Source organism: Pseudomonas sp. PSE1(2024), assembly GCF_050990555.1.
Taxonomy (GTDB): Bacteria; Pseudomonadota; Gammaproteobacteria; order Pseudomonadales; family Pseudomonadaceae; genus Aquipseudomonas; species Aquipseudomonas aphyarum.
In genome coordinates, this window is record NZ_CP158967.1 from 4,136,509 (window position 1) to 4,154,929 (window position 18,421).

Below are 18,421 nucleotides of genomic sequence, written 5' to 3' on the forward strand. Positions count from 1 at the left end.
CACTCTCTTGATCTGTGGCGCCGAGACATCTATTGGCCGACGCATGGCGCCAAGTTTATACGGCCTAAAGTCGGCAATCGACCAAAAATTCCGATGCGCATCGACATCTTCTACGCGCCTTGTAGGGCGATTCTGAAAAACCGGTTTGCCACGTCCATTCGACGTCGCGTTTTCGTACCCTCTGTGGCCCGTATTGCCTGAACAGAGCCCGCCCGAATGCTCAATGACAAGGAAAGTCCGTTTTCGCTGACCCTGGCCGAGGGCGGAATCAGCCTGCCGGTCCTGCGCTTCAGTGGCCACGAAGCGCTGAATCAGCCCTTTCGGTTCGAAATCGAAGTCATGGGCCTGGCACCCGCCTGGTCACCCGGCACGCTGCTGCATCAAGCGGCGTTTCTGCACCTGGATGACGACCACGGGATTCACGGCATCATTCAAAGCGCCAGTTGCGAACACCGCGCGACGCACCGTATCGCCTACCAACTGGTGCTGATGCCGCACCTGCAAGCGCTGGAGCAACATCCCGTACGCCGGGTCTTCACGCAACTGAACGTGCCGGCCATCCTTGAGCAACTGCTCAGTGAACATCACCTGCTTCCACACAGCTACCGGATCGATATGACCGTCGGCCACTACCCGCCGCGCCCGTTCTGCATTCAGTACGAAGAAACCGACCTGGCCTTTTTGCAACGGCTTTGCGAAGAGGAAGGCATCCACTATCACTTCGAACATACGCCGGACGGCCATGTGGTGGTGTTCGCCGATGACAGCCTGAGCCTGCCGCAGCAACCGACGGCGATTGCTTTCAACACGCAGATCGATGCGCCGGCAACCGGCCTCAGCAGCCTGTTCCAGCGCCATGAGGCGGTGCTGCCTCAGATTCCTGCCGGCGTGCGTGAGCGAGGGCAATCGATTACGGGCCAGCAGGCCGCCAATCACACGCTGGGCAGTGCCGTCGCCCCACCGGTTTTTTTGCCGACTGCGCAACGTCACGCGGCCCAGCGCAGTCGTCGCCTGCTGGAACGCCAACGCTGCCGGTCGCGCTCGATTCAGGGCCGCAGCGATTGTCCGCGACTGCTCAGCGGGCGTCTGTTGCAAGTCATGGAGCACCCGGTAAACGCGTTCAACGAGCAGTGGCTGATCACCGACCTGCGTCATCAAGGCCAGCAACCTTCGATTCTCGATCCAGTGCCGACGATTCGCCGCTATCACAACGACTTCACGGCGTTGCCCTGGTCGACCCCGTTTCGCCCGCCGCCGAAACAACCGCGTCCGGGCATCCCAGGGTATCAGCCGGCGCAAGTGCTCGGCGCGCCGGGGCAACCGGCGCAGGTGGACGATCAGGGGCGGATCGCCGTCCGGTTATGGCCCGATCAGACTCGTGCCGACGCAAGTGAAGGGCTGTGGTTGCCGGTGGTCATGCCCCACGTCGGCGGCGGCCTGCCTCGGGAAAATCTGCCCTGCGCCGGCAGCGAGGTCTGGGTGAGTTTTCTCGACAGCGATCCCGACCGGCCGATCCTCTGCCTCGACGCCTGCCGTCCCCGACCGGCACAGCCAAAAGAAACCGAGCCCGACGACGACCTCTTGCTCGACTGGCTGCTCAACCGTTCCGCCCCACCGCGCTGACGATCAACCTTTGTCGGCCTTGCCCGCCGCTGCCGCGAATTTCGCCAGACGCACATCGAGGTGCCGGGGCCGCCGACCGTGATCCTCGGCGCGCTCCTTGCGGCGAATGGCGTTGCGCACCATCAGCGAGCCGAGATAGCGGATCGGCTCCGGCGGAAAGTAACCCAGCGGCCCGTTGACCAGTGGCGAACGCGTCCACAGGTTGTCGAGGCCCTGCACCAGCGAAGCGAGAATCTGCCCGCCCATGTGGCACGGCCCGACGCCACTGCCGGAATAACCGAAGCCGTAGAAAACGTTACCGCCGGCACTCATTTGGCCGAAGAACGGCAGGCCGGTGACCGAGCGATCCGACGGACCGTTCCAGGTTGCGTCGACCTTCACATCGGCGAACGCCGGGAAGAAGTCGTCGAGGCTGCGCTTGAGCAATCCGGTATAGGGCGAGGGCTGGTCGAACACCGGCAGCATCCGCCCGCCGTAAGCGAAGGTATTGCCGCCCTTGCCGAGCATGATCCGGCCGTCCGGGGTGTTGTGGTAGTAGTGCACGAAAATGCGCGAGTCGAGCACGGTGACGCCGCTGGTCAAACCGATTTCCTGCAACAGATCCGGACGCGGTTCGGTGATCAGCATGTCGCTGGAAACGATCGCCACGCTGCGCTCGAACTGCGGGAAAGCACGGGCCATCCACGCGTTCATCGCCAGCACCACGCGGTCGGCGGTCACGCAGCCGTTCGCCGTGTGAAGGCGCACCGGACGGCCCTCTTCCAACCCGGTCATCGCCGTGCCTTCATGAATCCGCACGCCCAGTTGCAACGCCACCCGGCGCAACCCGCGCACCAGTTTGCCCGGCTGCACACTGGCGGCGGCCGGCGAGAACCAGCCTTCCAGATGTTTTTCCGAACCGGCCATGCGCTGTACATCGGCGACCGGCCGTTGGGTAAACGAGTTGATGCCATTGCGCTCGAGCGCCGCAATCACCGCATCGGTCGAGCCGCATTGCGCGCGGTTGGTGGCGGTGTAAAGCGTGCCATCGAGTCGGTAATCGGCATCCACGCCGTACTGCTCGCAGAACTCGCCGATGGCGTGGATGCTGCGCTCCGATTCCTTGACCAGTCGCACCGCCTCTTCGACGCCGAACAGCCGCTCGAGGGTGAAATACTTCGCCGACCACGACAGCGCACAGCCGCCATTGCGCCCACTGGCGCCGGCGCCGCAGATGTCGGCTTCGATCAGCAACACATCGATTTCGGGGTTCTGCTGCTTGAGCATGATCGCCGTCCACAACCCGGTGTAACCGCCGCCGACGATGCACACGTCGGTGCGCACATCGCCTTGCAGCGGCGGGCAAGGTTCGGACGTGTCGAGCTGCAAAGCCTGCTCCAGCCAAAACGGTCTCATGAAGTTTCTCCAGTCAGTCGGCCACGGCACAGCCTGCCGCGAGTGCCGCAGCAGGCCGCGAGGCAGGGTTTATTCAGTTACGCAGGGGTTTGATGGTCAGGGCACGATTGGGCACGTAGGCACGTGGCTCCATGACGCCGACCGGGCGGCTGTTCCAGTGCGGAATCAGCACCAGCGCCGAGAACAGCGCACAACCGGCGAACACGATGAACACCGTCACCGAGTCGAAGTAACCCGGCAGCAAACCACCGAGCACCGCACCGACCGAGCCGCAGCCATTGACGAATCCCGCCGCCGTGGCGCCAGCCTTGGCCTTGCCGAAATCGATCGCAGCCGCGCCGCTGATCATCGAGTCCGGGCCGTACAGGGTCAGGCCCATCACGAACAACAGTGCGACCACCAGCATCACGCTGCCGGTGTGCAGGGCGCCCATGAACAGCGCAAGGGTCACGGTCAGCGCCAGCAGGCTCAACACACAGGCTGGCATGCGTCGGGCGCCGAACAGTTTGTCCGAGGCCAGGCCAATCATGATCGGGCCCAGCAGCCCGGCCAGTTCAAACGCGGTGGGAATGATCGCCGCGCCGACCTTGCCGACCGAGGGCATCTGTTCGAACACGATCACCGGGCCCCACAGCAGAATCGCGTAACGCGCCGGTTTCAGCAGGAAATACGCGAGACCCAACACCAACACCGTACGGTTGCGAAGGATTTCCTTGAGTGGCTCCCAGACGCTGAGTTTGCTGTTGGCTTCGGCCTCTTCGGCGCTGATGACCGGCTCCGGCTCCACGGCGGGCAGGCCAACGTCTTCCGGCTTGTCGCGCTGGAAGATGAAGAACAAAACCGCCACCACCGCGACCACCGCCGCGCTGGAAATGAACGCCGCGTGCCACGAACCGATCAGCGTGTAAGCCCACCAGCCGGCGAACGGCGACGCCACCAGACCGCCGAATGCATAACAGGAACTCCACAACCCGAGCACTCGCCCGCGCTGTTCGGAGGGGAAGAAACTGCCGAGGTTCTTGCACAGCCCCGACCATCCCGTGGACTGCGCCAGCCCCTGAATCAGCATGCAGGTAGCGAAGATCGGCAAGGTTGCAAAACTGCCCATCACCAACGCTGCGGCGGCGGAAATCAGTAAACCGCCAAGCACCACGACACGTGGGCCGAAGCGGTCGGCGAGCATGCCCCAGGTGAACTGGCCGATGGCGTAGGCCGCCAGGTAAATCGCGTCGAGGTTGGCCATGGCCATTTTGTCGAGGGTGAAGCTTGGGTCTTCGGCGATGCCCAGTTTGGCCACCGAAAAGGCTTTGCGGGTGAAATAGAACGCGGCGTAAGCGAGCCAGGTGACAGCGAAGATCTGCATGCGCCAACGCGCAATGGTGCCGATGTGCTTGTTCATTGTGGTTCTGACCTCAGGGTGTGAGTGTGCCGGCAGAATCGATGAGTAAACGCCTGTGTTTTTTTATTGTTGAGCACTGCGATATCACCCCGTCCCTTCGGCGATACCGGTCAGATGAGTCCTGGTGTTGCACGCACAGGCTCATGGTCAGCGTCGCTGCCCGACCGGGCAGTCAGCGTTGGCGTGAGCCGATCAAAGCAATTACTGTTTAATAAATAAAATCGATTTATCGTATTTCACACATAAGCTCAGCTTGTTACTGAACTGCACCTGTAAACGAGGAATCAGCCATGTCGGTTTCCCACGCCCAGCTCAAAGCCTTTCACGCCGTGGCCGTGCACGGAAGCTTCACCAAGGCCGCCGAGCGGCTTTATCTGACGCAACCGGCGATTTCCGACCAGGTGCGCAAGCTTGAAGAACGCTTCGGTGTGTTGCTGTTCCACCGCAACAAGCGCTCAGTGCGCCTGACGGATCTCGGCGAACGCTTGCTGGCAATCACCCAGCGTCTGTTTGTGGTCGAGGCCGAAGCCCAGGAGTTGTTGCAGGAATCCCAGGCCTTGCAGACCGGCAGCCTGATTCTGGCGGTGGATGCCCCGGTGCATGTGCTGCCGCAGATCGCCCGGTTTTGTGAGCGCTATCCGGGGATCAGCGTGAAGATCGAGACCGGTAACACCGATGAATCGCTGTTTCGACTGTTCAACTATCAGGCTGATCTGGCGCTGCTCGGGCGTGATGTGAGCGATGAACGTTTGTTGTGCGTGCCACTGCGTAACGATCCGATGGTGGCGTTCGTCTCGCGCCATCATCCGTGGGCCGAGCGTGAATCGATCTGCCTGGAGGATCTGGACGACACGCCGCTGGTGCTGCGCGAACACGGCTCGGTGACCCGCCAGACCCTGGAAGAAGAAATGGCCCGCGCGGGTTTCCGCATCCGCCCGGCGATCCAGGTCGAAGGCCGGGAAGCGGCGCGGGAGGCGGTGGTGGTGGGGATTGGCGTGGGTGTGGTGTCGGCGGCGGAGTTTGGTGCGGACTCACGGGTCTGCGCGCTGCCGATCACCGATTGCACCCGGCGGTTGACCGAGACACTGGTGTGCTTGCGCGAGCAGAGTTCGCGGCGGGTGGTGGCGACGTTTCTCGAGATGGTGCGCGAAAGCCTCTCGTAGATCGTTCCCACGCTCCGCGTGGGAATGCCTCAAGGGACGCTCCGCGTTCCAGCTCTCGAATGGGACGCGGAGCGTCCCGGGCTGCATTCCCACGCAGAGCGTGGGAACGATCTGGCGGTTATCAGTTGGGAGCCAAACCGAAAAACGCATGAATCAACCGCAACTCCCGCCGCCGCTCCACGCAGCCGATCATGTGCCGATTGACCAGCCCCTCTCCCGCAATGGGAATCGCGACGACACGAGGATCGTGGCTGACCTCCACCGACGACACCACCCCAACCCCCAGTTCAGCCGCCACCGCTTCCGTCACCGCCTCGCGACTGTCCAGTTCCAGCAACACCCGTGGACTGACCGAGGCTTGCGCACAGGCCTGATCAAACGTGCGCCGGGTAATCGAACTCGGCTCGCGCAACACCATGATCACCTGATCCAGCTCCTTGAGCCTGACCTCGCCGGAACGTGTCGCCCACGGATGCCCCTCCGGCACCAGCGCGCAGATCCGCGATTCGCTCAGCGCTTGCAGATGCAGGCCCTTTCGCGGTTCGACTTCGGTCAGCACCGCCACATCAGCGTGCTCGGACAACAACGCCGCCAACGTTTCCTGAGCATTGCCCAATCGCAGATTCACCGTGATCCCCGGATACCGCGCCCGCAGGCTGGCAAGCATCGGCATGACCATGTGCGGGCCATCCGCCGCCACCTCAAGTCGTCCGGTCAGCAACTGCCGATTGGCTTCGAGCAACGCCTGCGCCTCTTCCGCCATACCGAACATCGCCCGGGTGATCGCCGCCAGTTTGATGCCCTCTTCCGTCAGCTCGACCCGGCGCGCCGTCCGTCGCAACAGGGTGATCTGGTAATGCTCCTCCAGCGCCTTGATGTGCCCGGTGACCGCCGGCTGGCTGATGAACAACCGCGCGGCGGCACGGGTGAAGCTGCCTTCCCGGGCCACGGCGTCGAAGGCGCGGAGCTGGAACAGGTTCATGGATAACCCTCACTGATGGCTGGCATAACAACAAACAATTTGATTGATGATCCGCCGAATTGCAACGTATGCCCCGTAGCTTCATCCCACAGCGCTATCGCGAGGACACACGAATGAGTACTGCCGCACCCATCCTGCTCACTCCCGGCCCGTTGACCACCTCGGCCCGCACCCGCCAGGCGATGATGGTCGACTGGGGTTCATGGGATGACCGCTTCAACCAACTGACCGCCAGCCTGTGCGAACAACTGCTGGCGATCCTCAACGGCGCCGACAGCCATCACTGCGTACCTTTGCAGGGCAGCGGCACGTTCGCCGTCGAAGCCGCGATCGGCACCCTCGTCCCTCGTGACGGCAAGGTGCTGGTGCTGATCAACGGCGCCTACGGCAAGCGTCTGGCGAAAATCTGCGAAGTGCTGGGCCGCTCGTTCAGCACCTTTGAAACCGCTGAAGACGAACCGACCACCGCCGCCGACGTCGACCGCCTGCTGCGTGCCGACAGCGACATTACCCACGTCGCGCTGATCCACTGCGAAACCAGCACCGGCATCCTCAACCCGCTGCCGGAGATCGCCCAGGTCGTCGAGCAACATGGCAAACGCCTGATCATCGATGCCATGAGTTCCTTCGGCGCCTTGCCGGTGGATGCGCAAAAAGTCCCGTTCGACGCGCTGATTGCCGCCTCTGGCAAATGCCTGGAAGGCGTGCCGGGCATGGGCTTCGTGTTTGCCCGCAAGGAATCTTTGGCCGCAGCCGCCGGCAATTCGCATTCGCTGGCGATGGACCTGTTCGACCAGCACAGCTACATGCAGAAGACCGGCCAATGGCGCTTCACCCCGCCGACCCACGTGGTCGCCGCGCTGCACGAAGCCCTGCTGCAATACAACGAAGAAGGCGGCCTGCCGGCGCGGCATGCGCGTTACGCCGCCAACTGCCAGGCGTTGATGGAAGAGATGGGCAAGCTCGGTTTGCGCAGTTTCCTGCCCGCCGCGATTCAGGCGCCGATCATCGCGACCTTCCACGCACCGAAAGATCCGCGCTACCAGTTCAAGGACTTCTACGAACGGGTCAAGGCCAAGGGTTACATCCTCTACCCCGGCAAGCTGACCCAGGTCGAAACCTTCCGCGTCGGCTGCATCGGCCACGTCACCCCGGCGCAAATGCGCGAAGCCGTCGCGGCGGTGGGTGAAGTGCTGCGCGAGATGGAAGTGCTCGATATTTAAGCCACCCACTGTGGGAGCGAGCTTGCTCGCGAATGCGGTCACACATTCAACCTAGATGCCAACTGGCACGACGCCTTCGCGAGCAAGCTCGCTCCCACAAGATCACCAAACTTTCGAATTGCGTGTTATCACAGGAATCTTTGCGATGAACTACAACAACCCAATCCAGCTGCAAGCCGCCATCCTCGACTGGGCCGGCACCGTGGTCGACTTCGGTTCTTTCGCACCGACCCAGATCTTCGTTGAAGCCTTCGCCGAGTTCGACGTCCAGGTTTCCATCGAAGAAGCCCGTGGCCCGATGGGCATGGGCAAGTGGGATCACATCCGCACCCTGTGCGATCAGCCGCAGGTTGCCGAGCGCTATCGCAAGGCGTTCGGCCGCACCCCGACCGACGATGACGTGACCGCGATCTACAACCGTTTCATGCCGCTGCAGATCGAGAAAATCGCCGAGCACTCGGCGCTGATTCCCGGCGCGCTGGAGACCATCGCCAACCTGCGTCAGCAAGGCATCAAGATCGGTTCCTGCTCGGGTTATCCGAAGCAAGTGATGGACAAGGTCGTGGCACTGGCCGCCACCAACGGCTACATCGCCGACCACGTCGTCGCCACCGACGAAGTGCCCAACGGCCGCCCATGGCCGGCCCAGGCCTTGGCCAACGTGATTGCGCTGGGCATCGACGATGTCGCCGCCTGCGTGAAAATCGACGACACCGTGCCAGGGATTCTCGAAGGTCGTCGTGCCGGCATGTGGACCGTGGCGCTGATCTGCTCCGGCAACGCGCTGGGCCTGGATTACGAAGGCTATCGCGCACTGGGCAGCGACGCGCTGGCCAGCGAACGCAAGCGCATTCACGCGCTGTTCGAAGGCTCACGCCCGCACTACATGATCGACACCATCAGCGACCTGCCGGAAGTGATCGCCGACATCAACAAGCGCCTGGCCAACGGCGAGATGCCGCAAAGCAGCTGATTGCATCCATCGCGGCAAACAAAAACGCCAGTGTCTGCCCGACACTGGCGTTTTTTCATGAGTGTTTTCAGCTAAATCGCTGACTCAGCTCAGTGAAAGCTTTTTTAGCCTCGGGCAAACGCGCCAAAGGGGATTACAGTTAAGGCATGCCGTCGCAGAACGGCACGCTTGAGCCCTGAACCGTGAGGAACGCCGTATGCCGTGGACAAATTCCGAATCCCGTTACAGCACCGTGTCGATCCTGTTGCACTGGCTGATGCTGGTGCTGTTGGTGCTGGTGTACGCCAGCATGGAATTGCGCGGGCTGTTTCCCAAGGGCAGCGGCGGTCGCACGCTGATCCGCGAAGTGCATTACATGCTCGGGCTGACCGTGTTCGTGCTGGTCTGGTTTCGCCTGTTCGCCCGCAGCCTGGGCCCGGCGCCGAAAATCTTCCCCGCTTCGCCACAATGGCAAACCACCCTCGCACGCTTGATGCACTGGGCCTTGTACCTGTTCATGATCAGCATGCCGATTCTCGGCTGGCTGATCACCAGCGCTGAAGGTCATCAGGTGATGTTCTACGGTTTCGACCTGCCGTTGCTGGTGAGTGAAGACAAGGTGTTCGCCAAAGACGTCGAGCACTGGCATGTGCTGATCAGCACCATCGGCTACTGGCTGATCGGCCTGCATGCGCTGGCGGGGATCTATCACCATTACGTGGTGCGCGATAACACGCTGCTGCGGATGATGCCCAAGCGCAGCCAGGGTTAACCGTCGAAGCCGCGCCGGCCCTGCAAGCCGCCGGTGTGGATGAAGATCAAGCGTGAACCTCGGGCAAAGCGGCCCGCCTCGATCTGTTGTTTGAGCGCCAGTAAGGCCTTGCCGGTGTACAGCGGTTCGAGGGGAATGCCGCTGGCCTGTTCGGTTTGCGCGATGAATTCAAGCAACGCCGGATCGACCTTGGCGAAACCACCACGGCTGGCGTCGATCAGTTCGTAGCCTCCAGCCTTGCCCACAATCGCCTCGACATTGGCTGCGACGCCGTGATCGTCGGGCACGGCCATTGCGCCGTACACCGCATGTTGTCCGGCCTCGGCCAACACCAATCCCGCGAGCGTGGTGCCCGTGCCACAGGCCAGCCACCAACCGTGGTAGTCGTCCCAGCCGAGCTTCCCGAGTTGGTTAATGACCTGCTCCTTCAATGACGCGCAACCCTGCGCGCCCGGCAAACCGCCACCCCCTTCAGGCACCGGATGTAGCGTCGGATACTGCGCCAGCCAAGGCTGCCAGAACCCCGGCTCGTGCCGCGCCCGATAACCGCCGTAACCGAGCCAGTGCAACTGCATGCCGAAATCCTGCAGATCCCTGACCGTCGGCGTGTCCTGCGGATGCCCGCGCAACAGCCCGACCGTGGCGAATCCCAGGCGTTTGCCGGCAGCCGCCAGTGCATGCAGATGATTGGAGTGTGCACCGCCCAGGCTGATGATGCCTTCGGCACCCGCGCGGTCGGCGACCTTGAGATGTTCGACGAGTTTGAACCACTTGTTGCCGCTGATCAGCGGATCGATGCGGTCGAGACGCAGGATCGCCACTTCAATGCCGGCGGCGGTGAGCCAGTCCAGATGAAGCGGTTCGAGGGGGGCTGGGGCCAGCCAGTCGGTGGGAGGCAGAAACATGAAGGCCGGCTCTGTGCAAAGAGCCGGCATTCTAGGGTGGATCAGAGCTCGGCGGCCAGACGCGAACCCTGATTGATCGCACGTTTGGCATCCAGCTCGGCCGCCACATCGGCGCCGCCGATCAGGTGCACGTTCTGCCCGGCTTCAACCAGACCGTCGTGCAACTCGCGCAGCGGATCCTGGCCGGCGCAGATGACGATGTTGTCGACCGGCAGCACTTGCGGCTCGCCGGTTTCACCGATGCGGATGTGCAGGCCTTCGTCGTCGATCTTCAGGTATTCGACGCTGTTGAGCATCTGCACCTGCTTGTTCTTCAGACCGGTGCGGTGAATCCAGCCGGTGGTCTTGCCCAGACCGTCGCCGACCTTGGACTTCTTGCGTTGCAGCAGGAACACGTCACGGGCCGGTGCGTGCGGTGCAGCCTTGATCCCGGCCACGCCACCACGGGCTTCCAGATGGGTGTCGATGCCCCACTCTTTCCAGAACGCGGCGCGATCCTGACTGGTGGCCACGCCTTCATGGACGAGGAATTCCGAGACGTCGAAACCGATACCGCCGGCGCCGATCACCGCCACACGCTTGCCGACCGGTTTGCGCTCGAGCAGCACATCCAGGTAGCTCAGCACTTTGGCGTTCTCGACGCCCGGAATCGCCGGAAGACGCGGCGCAATGCCGGTCGCCAGAATGACTTCGTCGTAACCGCCTTCGACCAGTTTTGCCACGTCAACGCGGGTGTTCAGGCGCACCTCGACGTTGGTGGTCTGCAGTTTGCGTTTGAAGTAACGCAGGGTTTCGTAGAACTCTTCCTTGCCCGGCACACGTTTGGCGACGTTGAACTGGCCACCGATTTCGCTGGCCGAATCAAACAAGGTCACCTGATGCCCGCGCTCGGCGGCCACGGTGGCGGCGGACAGACCGGCAGGACCGGCACCGACCACGGCGATTTTCTTGATCTGCTTGACCGGCAGGTAGTTGAGCTCGGTCTCGTGGCAGGCACGCGGGTTGACCAGGCAGCTGGTGAGCTTGCCACCGAAGGTGTGATCGAGGCAGGCCTGGTTGCAGCCGATGCAGGTGTTGATTTCGTCAGCGCGACCCTCGGCAGCCTTGTTGACGAAGTCCGGGTCGGCGAGGAACGGGCGCGCCATCGAAACCATGTCGGCATCGCCTTCAGCCAGAATCTGCTCGGCGATTTCCGGAGTGTTGATGCGGTTGGTGGTGATCAGCGGAATATTCACCGAACCACGCAGCTTGGCCGTGACCTTGCTGAACGCCGCACGCGGCACTTTGGTGGCGATGGTCGGGATTCGCGCTTCGTGCCAGCCGATGCCGGTGTTGATGATGGTCGCGCCGGCCTGCTCGATGGCTTTGGCCAGGGTGACGATTTCTTCCCAGGTGCTGCCGCCTTCCACCAGGTCGAGCATCGACAGGCGGAAGATGATGATGAAGTTCGGGCCGACCGCTTCACGTACGCGGCGAACGATTTCCACCGGCAGACGCATGCGGTTTTCGTAACTGCCGCCCCAACGGTCGGTGCGGTGGTTGGTGTGGGCGGCGAGGAACTGGTTAATGAAATAACCTTCCGAACCCATGATTTCCACACCGTCGTACTCGGCGGTCTGGGCCAGTACCGAGCAGGTGACGAAATCGCTGATCTGTTTCTCGATGCCTTCCTCGTCCAGTTCCTTGGGCTTGAACGGGTTGATCGGCGCCTGAATGGCGCTCGGCGCGACCTGTTTCGGGCTGTAGGCATAACGGCCGGCGTGAAGGATCTGCATGCAGATCTTGCCGCCTGCATCATGCACGGCGCGCGTCACGATGCGGTGCTTGAGCGCTTCTTCCTCGGTGGTCAGCTTGGCCGCGCCGGAGTACACGCCGCCCTCGTCGTTCGGACCGATACCGCCGGTGACCATCAGGCCCACGCCGCCACGGGCACGCTCGGCGAAATACGCCGCCATGCGTTCGAAACCACCCGGCTTTTCCTCAAGGCCGGTGTGCATCGAGCCCATCAGGGTGCGGTTGCGCAACGTGGTGAATCCCAGGTCCAGCGGGGCCAACAGGTGCGGGTATTGAGTGGCGGTCATCGTTAACTCCACAGCGAGCGATCACGGAAAATGCGGGAGCTCTGCGTCCCCCGTCAGTCATGTTCGACAGATTAGGAGTCGCATCGCTGTCACTCAATGACCGTAACTGACAAGTTATTGATCCAAATGCGCAGCGCCCCTTGGCAAGCCGGGGCTGGCGCCCTACCCTGTCCGCACACCCTGTACCCGGTTGTTGTTGGATTTCATGCGCAAACTTCTGTACCTGACTTTTTCCATGGCGCTCATCGCCGCGCTCACCTTCTACGCCATGTGGGCGGCTGACCGCCCGGCCGGTCATTACCTGTCGGACCTGCGGATCAAACTCGCGGTCGATCAGGGCACGCCCGCCGACCGTGGCAACCTGCTGGGCATCCAGCCCGAGCTGTTCCCCACCGACTACCAAAGCCCCGAACGCCTGCACCGCAAGCTCGCCGCCTATTTGCAGCAGGCGCAGGATCAGGGGCTCTTGAATGAAAAAACCGTGGTCATCCTGCCGGAGCATGTCGGCACCTGGCTGATGATCAGCGGCGAGAAAGACGAGCTGTACCAGGCCGCCACCCTCGCCGAAGCGATGAACTGGCTGGCGGCGAGCAATCCGGTGCAATTTGCTCGCGCCTGGCTCACCGCCAAGGGCAGCAGCCGTCTGGATGACGCGCACCTGCGCATGAAGTCCCGGGACATGGCCAAGGACTATCAGGCGCTGTTCGGCGGTCTGGCCAAGGAATTCCACATCACTTTGGTGGCCGGCTCGATCGTGCTGCCTGAACCGAACATCACCGATGGCCGGCTCAAGGCCGGCAGTGGTGCGCTGTACAACAGCACCGTAGTGTTTGGCCGCGATGGCGCCCCGCTCGGCCAGCCACAACGGCAGATGCGTCCGATCTTCGATCAGGACGAGCCATCCGGCACCCGCGAAGCTTCCCGGATCAATGTGATCGACACCCCGGCCGGACGCCTCGGCGTGTTGATCGGCAGCGACAGTTGGTATCCGGACAACTACCGCAAACTCGACGAGCAAGGCGCGCAGCTGATCGCGGTGCCCGCGTTCGTCGTCGGTCATGGCGTTTGGGATCAACCGTGGAAGGGTTACAAGGGCTTGAGCGTGCCGGACTCGGTCAGCCTGAAACCGGGAGACGTCAGTGAAGGCCAGGCCTGGCACCAACTGACCCTGACCGCGCAACCGCCGGCCAGCAAGGCGCTGGCCGGCATGAGTGTGTTCCTGCGCGGGCAGTTCTGGGACAAACCGAGTTCCGGGCAAAGTTTCCTCAGCAGCAACGGCCAGCAGTTCGCCGACAGCGAGGCCCGTGGCGCGCGCCTGCTGAACCTCTGGTTGTAACCCATGAAACCGCAGCCGATGCGTCTCGGGGATCTGTCGGTGGGCTTCGTCCACAGCCTGGCCGATGCCGTGCGCAGCCATGACGTCGATCCGCTGCCATTGCTCGAACAGTACGGCCTGGATGCCGCACGACTGGCCGAAGCCGGGGCGCGTCTGTCGATCCCGCGCTACATGCGCCTGGGGCATGGCGCGATCCAGCTCACCGGCGATCCGGCATTGGGTTTGCGCATGGGCCAACTCAGTCGCTTGAGCCAGGCCGGACTGGCCGGTGTGACCGCCGCGCAGGCCCCGACCGTGCGCGAAGCCGCTCGCTGCCTGACTCGTTTCGAACCGTTGTACGGCTCCAACTATCGCGGCCAGTCGAGTTTCCACGAAGACGCCAGCGGTGCGTGGCTGCGCTTCTACTCGATCAGCCCGTACAACGCCTACAACCGCTTTGTGGTGGATTCGATCATTGCCGGCTGGCTGCATCAGTTGTCCAGCGTCAGCCCCGAGCCGTTGCGCGCCGAACGGATCGAAATCGAGTTCGACAGTCCGGATTATCGCGACGCCTATGCCGTACTCGGCGAATGCCCGATCCAGTTCGGCGCCGAACACAATCAACTGCGCCTGGGCCTCACCAGCCTGGCCCAACGCAACCCGGAGCATTGCCCCAGCACCTGGAAACATTTGCTCGGTTTGTGTGAACGGGAACTCGAGCAATTGACCCGCACCCGCAGCCTGCGCGAACGCATCACGCAATTGCTCGGGCCTTTGCTCAATGGTGGCCGGGAACCGGATCTGGAAGAAGTGGCGGCACGCCTGAAGCTGCCGACCTGGACGTTACGGCGAAAGCTGGCCGAAGAAGGTACGCAGTTTCGCGCGATCCTCAATGACACCCGCCGTGATCTGGCGATGACCTACATCCGCGACACCGAACTGGCATTCGGTGAAATCGCCTACCTGCTGGGGTTTGCTTCGGCCGAAGCTTTCCAGCGCGCCTTCAAGCGCTGGAACGGCCAGACACCGGGCGAGTTTCGCCGCAGTCACCGCAAGACAGGCTGACGCCTTACAGCTCGGTAGCGTCTTCCGCAGGCTCTGGTGAATCCAGTTCGTAAGCCTGGAATTCGAGCAGTTCTTCTTGATAGTCATCCATTGCGTAATCCCCCTGACGCTTGCTTGAAATGGCCTGGAACAAATGACCAGTGCCTCGAGCATAAAGTGCCCGTGTGAAGGAAAAATGAAACGCGTCCTTCATGAAATAAACGTAGCAGGCGGTCAGGAATTTATCGCGGGAAATTTTTCGACGGGGCTTGCAGGAAGAAGCTCAAGGGAGACAACAAAACGCCACGCGTCCGACAGGGGTCGGAGGCGTGGCGTGAAGTTTACTGCCCGGAGGCAGGCATGGCCGGAATCGGCTCGGAGGGCGGCGGCATGTCCGTCGGGTTGGCCGGCGGCGTGATGGTTTCCGTCGCGGGTGCAGGCTCGGTAACCGGTGCCGGGGTGATCGGCGCGGCTTCGGCCGGCGGTGCTACCGGCTCGGAGCTGGCCGGGGTCGCTTCTGCTGGCGCTGGCGTCGGTGCCGCCGCGGGCTCGGCGGCCGGCGCTGGGGCCGGGGTCGGGGTCGGTTCAGCCGCAGGTGCTGGGGCCAACGGAGCCGGCGCTGGCTTGGCTTCCGGCACACCCAGGTCGGTCTTCGGTTTTTCAGTGATGTGCGCAGCTTTCTTCGCGTCGGCCGGCAGGAACAGCTCGACCAGCGTGAAGAAACGCTCGTAGAACTTCTGCGACGACACGGTTTCGCTGGCGACCTTGACCATCGAATCGTCAGACGAGCCGATCGGCATCGACACCGAGCCCAGTACGCCGACACCGAGGCTTGCGGAGTTGTTGGTCTTCTTCAGCGCGTAGCGGTCCTGCAGGGCGTTGGCGAACACGGTGGCGTGATGGCCGGCGCTGCCATCATCGGCGCACACCACGTTGAAGCTGATCTCCAGGTGGGTTTCGCCGGTCTGCTGGAAGCTCTTGTGCCCGCTGACCAGTTTCGGGTCATTGCTGGTAATGATGTAGCCCTGGCTGAGCAACGCTCGGCGGGCCGCTTCGCAACTGGCGGTGTCGGTCACCGGGTAATTGCGCGAAAAGGTGCCGGAGTCGTCGAAATTCTCATGCTCGTAGATAGGCTTGTCCTTGGAGCAGCCGGCAGCGGCGGTCAGCAACAACGCCAACCCGAAAAAACGCACGGGAATAGAATTCAACATTAAACATCCTGAGGGGAAAACGGTCCGGGGCGTATTGTGCAACAGATCGCTGCCCCGCGGCGTATGGATTAGTGTCTTAAAACAGTTACAACTCTACCGGTCATGGGCGACAGGAAAAAGTCGCGCCGATAAATGATCGATGAACACCCGCAATTTGGCGGTTGCATGCCGGCTTGATGGCCACAGGACCCAGAACTGCCCGACGTGCTCCAGATGCTCCTCCAGCACGCGCTGCAGGCGACCCTGCTGCTGCGCTTCATGGATCATGAAGTCCGGCAGACAGGCGATGCCCATGCCCGCCAGCGCCGCATGCCGCACGGCCTCAATCGACGTACTCACAAGGCGTGTCGGCAGGGTCGGTTCGGGCGCGCCCTCCTCGCGCTTCAGCGGCCAGGGCTCCAGTTTGCCCGTGGCGTGAAAGGTATGGCGCAGGCAGGCGTGCTCGGCCAGATCGGCCGGGGTCAGCGGTTCGCCGCGCTCGCGCAGGTACGCGGGGCTGGCCACCAACACCATATGAAACTCGCCCAACGGTCGTGCCATCAGTCGCGAGTCTCGCGGTTTACCCGTTCGAATCACTGCGTCGAAACCTTCTTCAACCACATCAACTATGCGATCGGTCAGGTCCAGATCCAGTTCGATCTGCGGGTACAGCGCCATGAATTCGTTCATGACCGGCATCACCAGGTCATGCACCTGCGGCAGGCTGACCCGCAACTTGCCGTGAGGCGCCGCTGCGGCATCGCACAGCTCAAATTCCGCCGCCTCCACTTCGGCGAGGATCTTGCGGCAACGTTCAAGAAACAGCGCGCCTTCACTGGTCAGCGTGATGCTGCGAGTGGTGCGGTGAAACAACCGCACATTGAGCCGTGCCTCCAGGCGGGCGATGCTTTTGCCGACCGCCGACGAAGACACACCCTGCAAACGGCCCGCCTCGGTAAAACTGCGGGTTTCCGCCACCTGCACGAACACCGAAATACTGCCCAGGCTGTCCATTCATCCCACCCTGATTCACGACATTCTTGTCCGAGATGTTCGGAACCCTAACCTGTTTTTCCCGAATGTGCAGCGCCCTACCCTATGGCCTTCGTCTTTCTCGGCAAAAGGGATGCTGGTTCATGAACGATGCGCAACTCACCTCTACACCGCTGACCAATAGCGTCCAGCACGACGAACGACTACCGCTGGGCGCACTGCTAGCGCTGGCCACCGCCGGGTTCATCACCGTGCTGACCGAAGCGATGCCCGCCGGCCTGTTGCCGCAGATGAGCGCTGGGCTTGATGTCTCTCAGGCACTGATCGGGCAACTGGTCACGCTGTACGCCATCGGTTCGTTGCTGGCGGCGATTCCACTCACCATTGCCACCCGTGGCTGGCGTCGGCGCCCGCTGCTGCTGACGGCCATTGGTGGGTTTGCTATCGCCAACAGCATCACCGCGTTGTCGGAGCTGTACTGGCTGACCCTGATTGCACGTTTGATCGCAGGCGTGTTCGCCGGGCTGCTGTGGGCTTTGCTGGCGGGGTACGCGAGCCGGATGGTGGCACCTCACTTACAAGGCCGGGCGATTACGGTGGCCATGCTCGGGGCGCCGCTTGCGCTGTCGCTGGGCATTCCGGCCGGGACGCTGCTGGGCACGGTAGTCGGCTGGCGCCTGAGCTTCGCGATCATGACCGGGCTGACGTTGCTGCTGGTGATCTGGGTGCGTTGGCAAGTACCGGACTTCGCCGGTGAACGCGCGGGAAAACGCCTGCCACTGCGTCAGGTGTTTACCTTGCCGGGCGTGCGATCCGTGCTGTTTGTAACCTTGTCCTACGTCGTCGCGCACAACCTTCTGTACACCTACATCGCGCCCTTTCTGGAGCCATCGGGACTTGGCGCAGAAATCGACCGGGTGTTGTTGGTGTTTGGTCTGGCATCGGTACTGAGCCTGTGGATCGTCGGTAGCCTGATTGATCGCTGGCTGCGTCAGCTGGCACTGGTCAGTGCCACGCTGTTCCTGCTGTCGGCGATCGCACTGGGCCTGTGGCGCGAATGGCCGGGCGTGGTCTACACCGCCACCGCCGTCTGGGGCCTGGCGTTCGGCGCGATGCCCTCGCTGTTGCAGACGGCCCTGGCAAAAACTGCCAGGGAGGCTGCCGATACCGCGCAATCGATGCTGGTGACCCTGTGGAATGTCGGAATTGCCGGCGGCGGACTTGCGGGCGGTCTGCTGCTGAACAACCTGGGCGTCGGGACTTACCCGTGGCTGGTCGCAGGTCTGTTGCTGCTGACTCTGTATGCGACCATCAATGCCCGAAGTCATGGTTTCCCGAACGCCGGATAGCGCGCATAAAAAAGCCCCGGATTTTCATCCGGGGC

Annotated in this window: 16 protein-coding genes; 8 read left to right on the forward strand and 8 right to left on the reverse strand. The window is 62.6% G+C overall.

Annotated features, from left to right (window positions below; all coding sequences use genetic code 11):
* Positions 1-216: 216 nt before the first annotated feature.
* Complete coding sequence (locus ABTV87_RS18710) at positions 217-1,623, forward strand: type VI secretion system Vgr family protein (RefSeq protein WP_433898106.1); 1,407 nt, start codon at positions 217-219, stop codon at positions 1,621-1,623.
* A 3-nt stretch (positions 1,624-1,626) separates the two neighbouring features.
* Here ABTV87_RS18710 and ABTV87_RS18715 read toward each other — a convergent pair whose 3' ends face one another.
* Positions 1,627-3,018 (reverse strand): FAD-dependent oxidoreductase, encoded by a 1,392-nt coding sequence (locus ABTV87_RS18715; RefSeq protein WP_433898107.1) that lies wholly within the window; start codon positions 3,016-3,018, stop codon positions 1,627-1,629.
* A gap of 73 nt (positions 3,019-3,091) precedes the next feature.
* Positions 3,092-4,417: an MFS transporter gene (locus ABTV87_RS18720; protein ID WP_007951542.1), complete on the reverse strand. Its 1,326-nt coding sequence runs from the start codon at positions 4,415-4,417 to the stop codon at positions 3,092-3,094.
* A gap of 290 nt (positions 4,418-4,707) precedes the next feature.
* Between ABTV87_RS18720 and ABTV87_RS18725 the strand changes: the two genes are divergently transcribed.
* The gene (locus ABTV87_RS18725; protein ID WP_085608338.1) at positions 4,708-5,580 is read left to right on the forward strand and encodes a LysR family transcriptional regulator; all 873 of its coding nucleotides are present in this window, start codon (positions 4,708-4,710) and stop codon (positions 5,578-5,580) included.
* 121 nt (positions 5,581-5,701) lie between these two features.
* Here the strand turns inward: ABTV87_RS18725 and ABTV87_RS18730 are convergent, their stop codons facing one another.
* Positions 5,702-6,562, reverse strand: a complete 861-nt coding sequence (locus ABTV87_RS18730; protein ID WP_433898108.1) for a LysR substrate-binding domain-containing protein — start codon at positions 6,560-6,562, stop codon at positions 5,702-5,704.
* Between the two features lie 113 nt (positions 6,563-6,675).
* Between ABTV87_RS18730 and ABTV87_RS18735 the strand changes: the two genes are divergently transcribed.
* The 3 genes from ABTV87_RS18735 to ABTV87_RS18745 all read left to right on the forward strand — a co-directional run bounded on the left by ABTV87_RS18735 (position 6,676) and on the right by ABTV87_RS18745 (position 9,509).
* Entirely contained in the window at positions 6,676-7,785 is a 1,110-nt protein-coding gene (locus ABTV87_RS18735; protein WP_433898109.1) for a 2-aminoethylphosphonate--pyruvate transaminase, read from the forward strand.
* A 145-nt stretch (positions 7,786-7,930) separates the two neighbouring features.
* Positions 7,931-8,758 (forward strand): phosphonoacetaldehyde hydrolase, encoded by an 828-nt coding sequence (gene phnX, locus ABTV87_RS18740; protein ID WP_433898110.1) that lies wholly within the window; start codon positions 7,931-7,933, stop codon positions 8,756-8,758.
* A 196-nt stretch (positions 8,759-8,954) separates the two neighbouring features.
* Complete coding sequence (locus tag ABTV87_RS18745; RefSeq protein ID WP_064597845.1) at positions 8,955-9,509, forward strand: cytochrome b; 555 nt, start codon at positions 8,955-8,957, stop codon at positions 9,507-9,509.
* On the opposite strand, the gene ABTV87_RS18750 is transcribed toward ABTV87_RS18745, so the two are convergent.
* Positions 9,506-10,414 carry a 1-aminocyclopropane-1-carboxylate deaminase/D-cysteine desulfhydrase gene (locus ABTV87_RS18750; protein WP_433898111.1) on the reverse strand — a complete coding sequence of 303 codons (909 nt, stop codon included), beginning with the start codon at positions 10,412-10,414 and terminating at the stop codon, positions 9,506-9,508. The two genes, ABTV87_RS18745 and ABTV87_RS18750, sit on opposite strands and share 4 nt — an antisense overlap.
* A 41-nt stretch (positions 10,415-10,455) precedes the next feature.
* The gene (locus ABTV87_RS18755) at positions 10,456-12,495 is read right to left on the reverse strand and encodes an FAD-dependent oxidoreductase (RefSeq protein ID WP_433898112.1); all 2,040 of its coding nucleotides are present in this window, start codon (positions 12,493-12,495) and stop codon (positions 10,456-10,458) included.
* Positions 12,496-12,700: 205 nt separating this feature from the next.
* On the opposite strand from ABTV87_RS18755, the gene ABTV87_RS18760 reads away from it, so the two are divergent.
* Positions 12,701-13,831: a nitrilase-related carbon-nitrogen hydrolase gene (locus ABTV87_RS18760; protein WP_433898113.1), complete on the forward strand. Its 1,131-nt coding sequence runs from the start codon at positions 12,701-12,703 to the stop codon at positions 13,829-13,831.
* Between the two features lie 3 nt (positions 13,832-13,834).
* On the forward strand, positions 13,835-14,875 hold the full coding sequence (locus ABTV87_RS18765; protein ID WP_433898114.1) for an AraC family transcriptional regulator: 1,041 nt from the start codon (positions 13,835-13,837) through the stop codon (positions 14,873-14,875).
* Between the two features lie 4 nt (positions 14,876-14,879).
* Here ABTV87_RS18765 and ABTV87_RS18770 read toward each other — a convergent pair whose 3' ends face one another.
* The 3 genes from ABTV87_RS18770 to ABTV87_RS18780 all read right to left on the reverse strand — a co-directional run bounded on the left by ABTV87_RS18770 (position 14,880) and on the right by ABTV87_RS18780 (position 17,058).
* On the reverse strand, positions 14,880-15,068 hold the full coding sequence (locus ABTV87_RS18770; protein WP_139834508.1) for a hypothetical protein: 189 nt from the start codon (positions 15,066-15,068) through the stop codon (positions 14,880-14,882).
* A gap of 127 nt (positions 15,069-15,195) precedes the next feature.
* Positions 15,196-16,065, reverse strand: coding sequence for a DUF2242 domain-containing protein (locus tag ABTV87_RS18775; protein ID WP_433898115.1), 870 nt, complete (start codon positions 16,063-16,065; stop codon positions 15,196-15,198).
* A gap of 93 nt (positions 16,066-16,158) precedes the next feature.
* Complete coding sequence (locus ABTV87_RS18780; RefSeq protein WP_433898116.1) at positions 16,159-17,058, reverse strand: LysR family transcriptional regulator; 900 nt, start codon at positions 17,056-17,058, stop codon at positions 16,159-16,161.
* A gap of 122 nt (positions 17,059-17,180) precedes the next feature.
* Between ABTV87_RS18780 and ABTV87_RS18785 the strand changes: the two genes are divergently transcribed.
* Positions 17,181-18,386: an MFS transporter gene (locus ABTV87_RS18785; RefSeq protein WP_433898117.1), complete on the forward strand. Its 1,206-nt coding sequence runs from the start codon at positions 17,181-17,183 to the stop codon at positions 18,384-18,386.
* Positions 18,387-18,421 lie beyond the last annotated feature (35 nt).

Bases quoted from the DNA above. Each gene is read 5' to 3' on its own strand.
- ABTV87_RS18730 (WP_433898108.1), bottom strand. From the start codon at position 6,562: ATGAACCTGTTCCAGCTCCGCGCCTTCGACGCCGTGGCCCGGGAAGGC.
- ABTV87_RS18720 (WP_007951542.1), bottom strand. From the start codon at position 4,417: ATGAACAAGCACATCGGCACCATTGCGCGTTGGCGCATGCAGATCTTC.
- ABTV87_RS18750 (WP_433898111.1), bottom strand. From the start codon at position 10,414: ATGTTTCTGCCTCCCACCGACTGGCTGGCCCCAGCCCCCCTCGAACCG.
- ABTV87_RS18770 (WP_139834508.1), bottom strand. From the start codon at position 15,068: ATGAAGGACGCGTTTCATTTTTCCTTCACACGGGCACTTTATGCTCGA.
- ABTV87_RS18755 (WP_433898112.1), bottom strand. From the start codon at position 12,495: ATGACCGCCACTCAATACCCGCACCTGTTGGCCCCGCTGGACCTGGGA.
- ABTV87_RS18725 (WP_085608338.1), top strand. From the start codon at position 4,708: ATGTCGGTTTCCCACGCCCAGCTCAAAGCCTTTCACGCCGTGGCCGTG.
- ABTV87_RS18715 (WP_433898107.1), bottom strand. From the start codon at position 3,018: ATGAGACCGTTTTGGCTGGAGCAGGCTTTGCAGCTCGACACGTCCGAA.
- ABTV87_RS18775 (WP_433898115.1), bottom strand. From the start codon at position 16,065: ATGTTGAATTCTATTCCCGTGCGTTTTTTCGGGTTGGCGTTGTTGCTG.
- ABTV87_RS18760 (WP_433898113.1), top strand. From the start codon at position 12,701: ATGCGCAAACTTCTGTACCTGACTTTTTCCATGGCGCTCATCGCCGCG.
- ABTV87_RS18785 (WP_433898117.1), top strand. From the start codon at position 17,181: ATGAACGATGCGCAACTCACCTCTACACCGCTGACCAATAGCGTCCAG.
- ABTV87_RS18780 (WP_433898116.1), bottom strand. From the start codon at position 17,058: ATGGACAGCCTGGGCAGTATTTCGGTGTTCGTGCAGGTGGCGGAAACC.
- ABTV87_RS18710 (WP_433898106.1), top strand. From the start codon at position 217: ATGCTCAATGACAAGGAAAGTCCGTTTTCGCTGACCCTGGCCGAGGGC.
- phnX (WP_433898110.1), top strand. From the start codon at position 7,931: ATGAACTACAACAACCCAATCCAGCTGCAAGCCGCCATCCTCGACTGG.
- ABTV87_RS18745 (WP_064597845.1), top strand. From the start codon at position 8,955: ATGCCGTGGACAAATTCCGAATCCCGTTACAGCACCGTGTCGATCCTG.
- ABTV87_RS18765 (WP_433898114.1), top strand. From the start codon at position 13,835: ATGAAACCGCAGCCGATGCGTCTCGGGGATCTGTCGGTGGGCTTCGTC.
- ABTV87_RS18735 (WP_433898109.1), top strand. From the start codon at position 6,676: ATGAGTACTGCCGCACCCATCCTGCTCACTCCCGGCCCGTTGACCACC.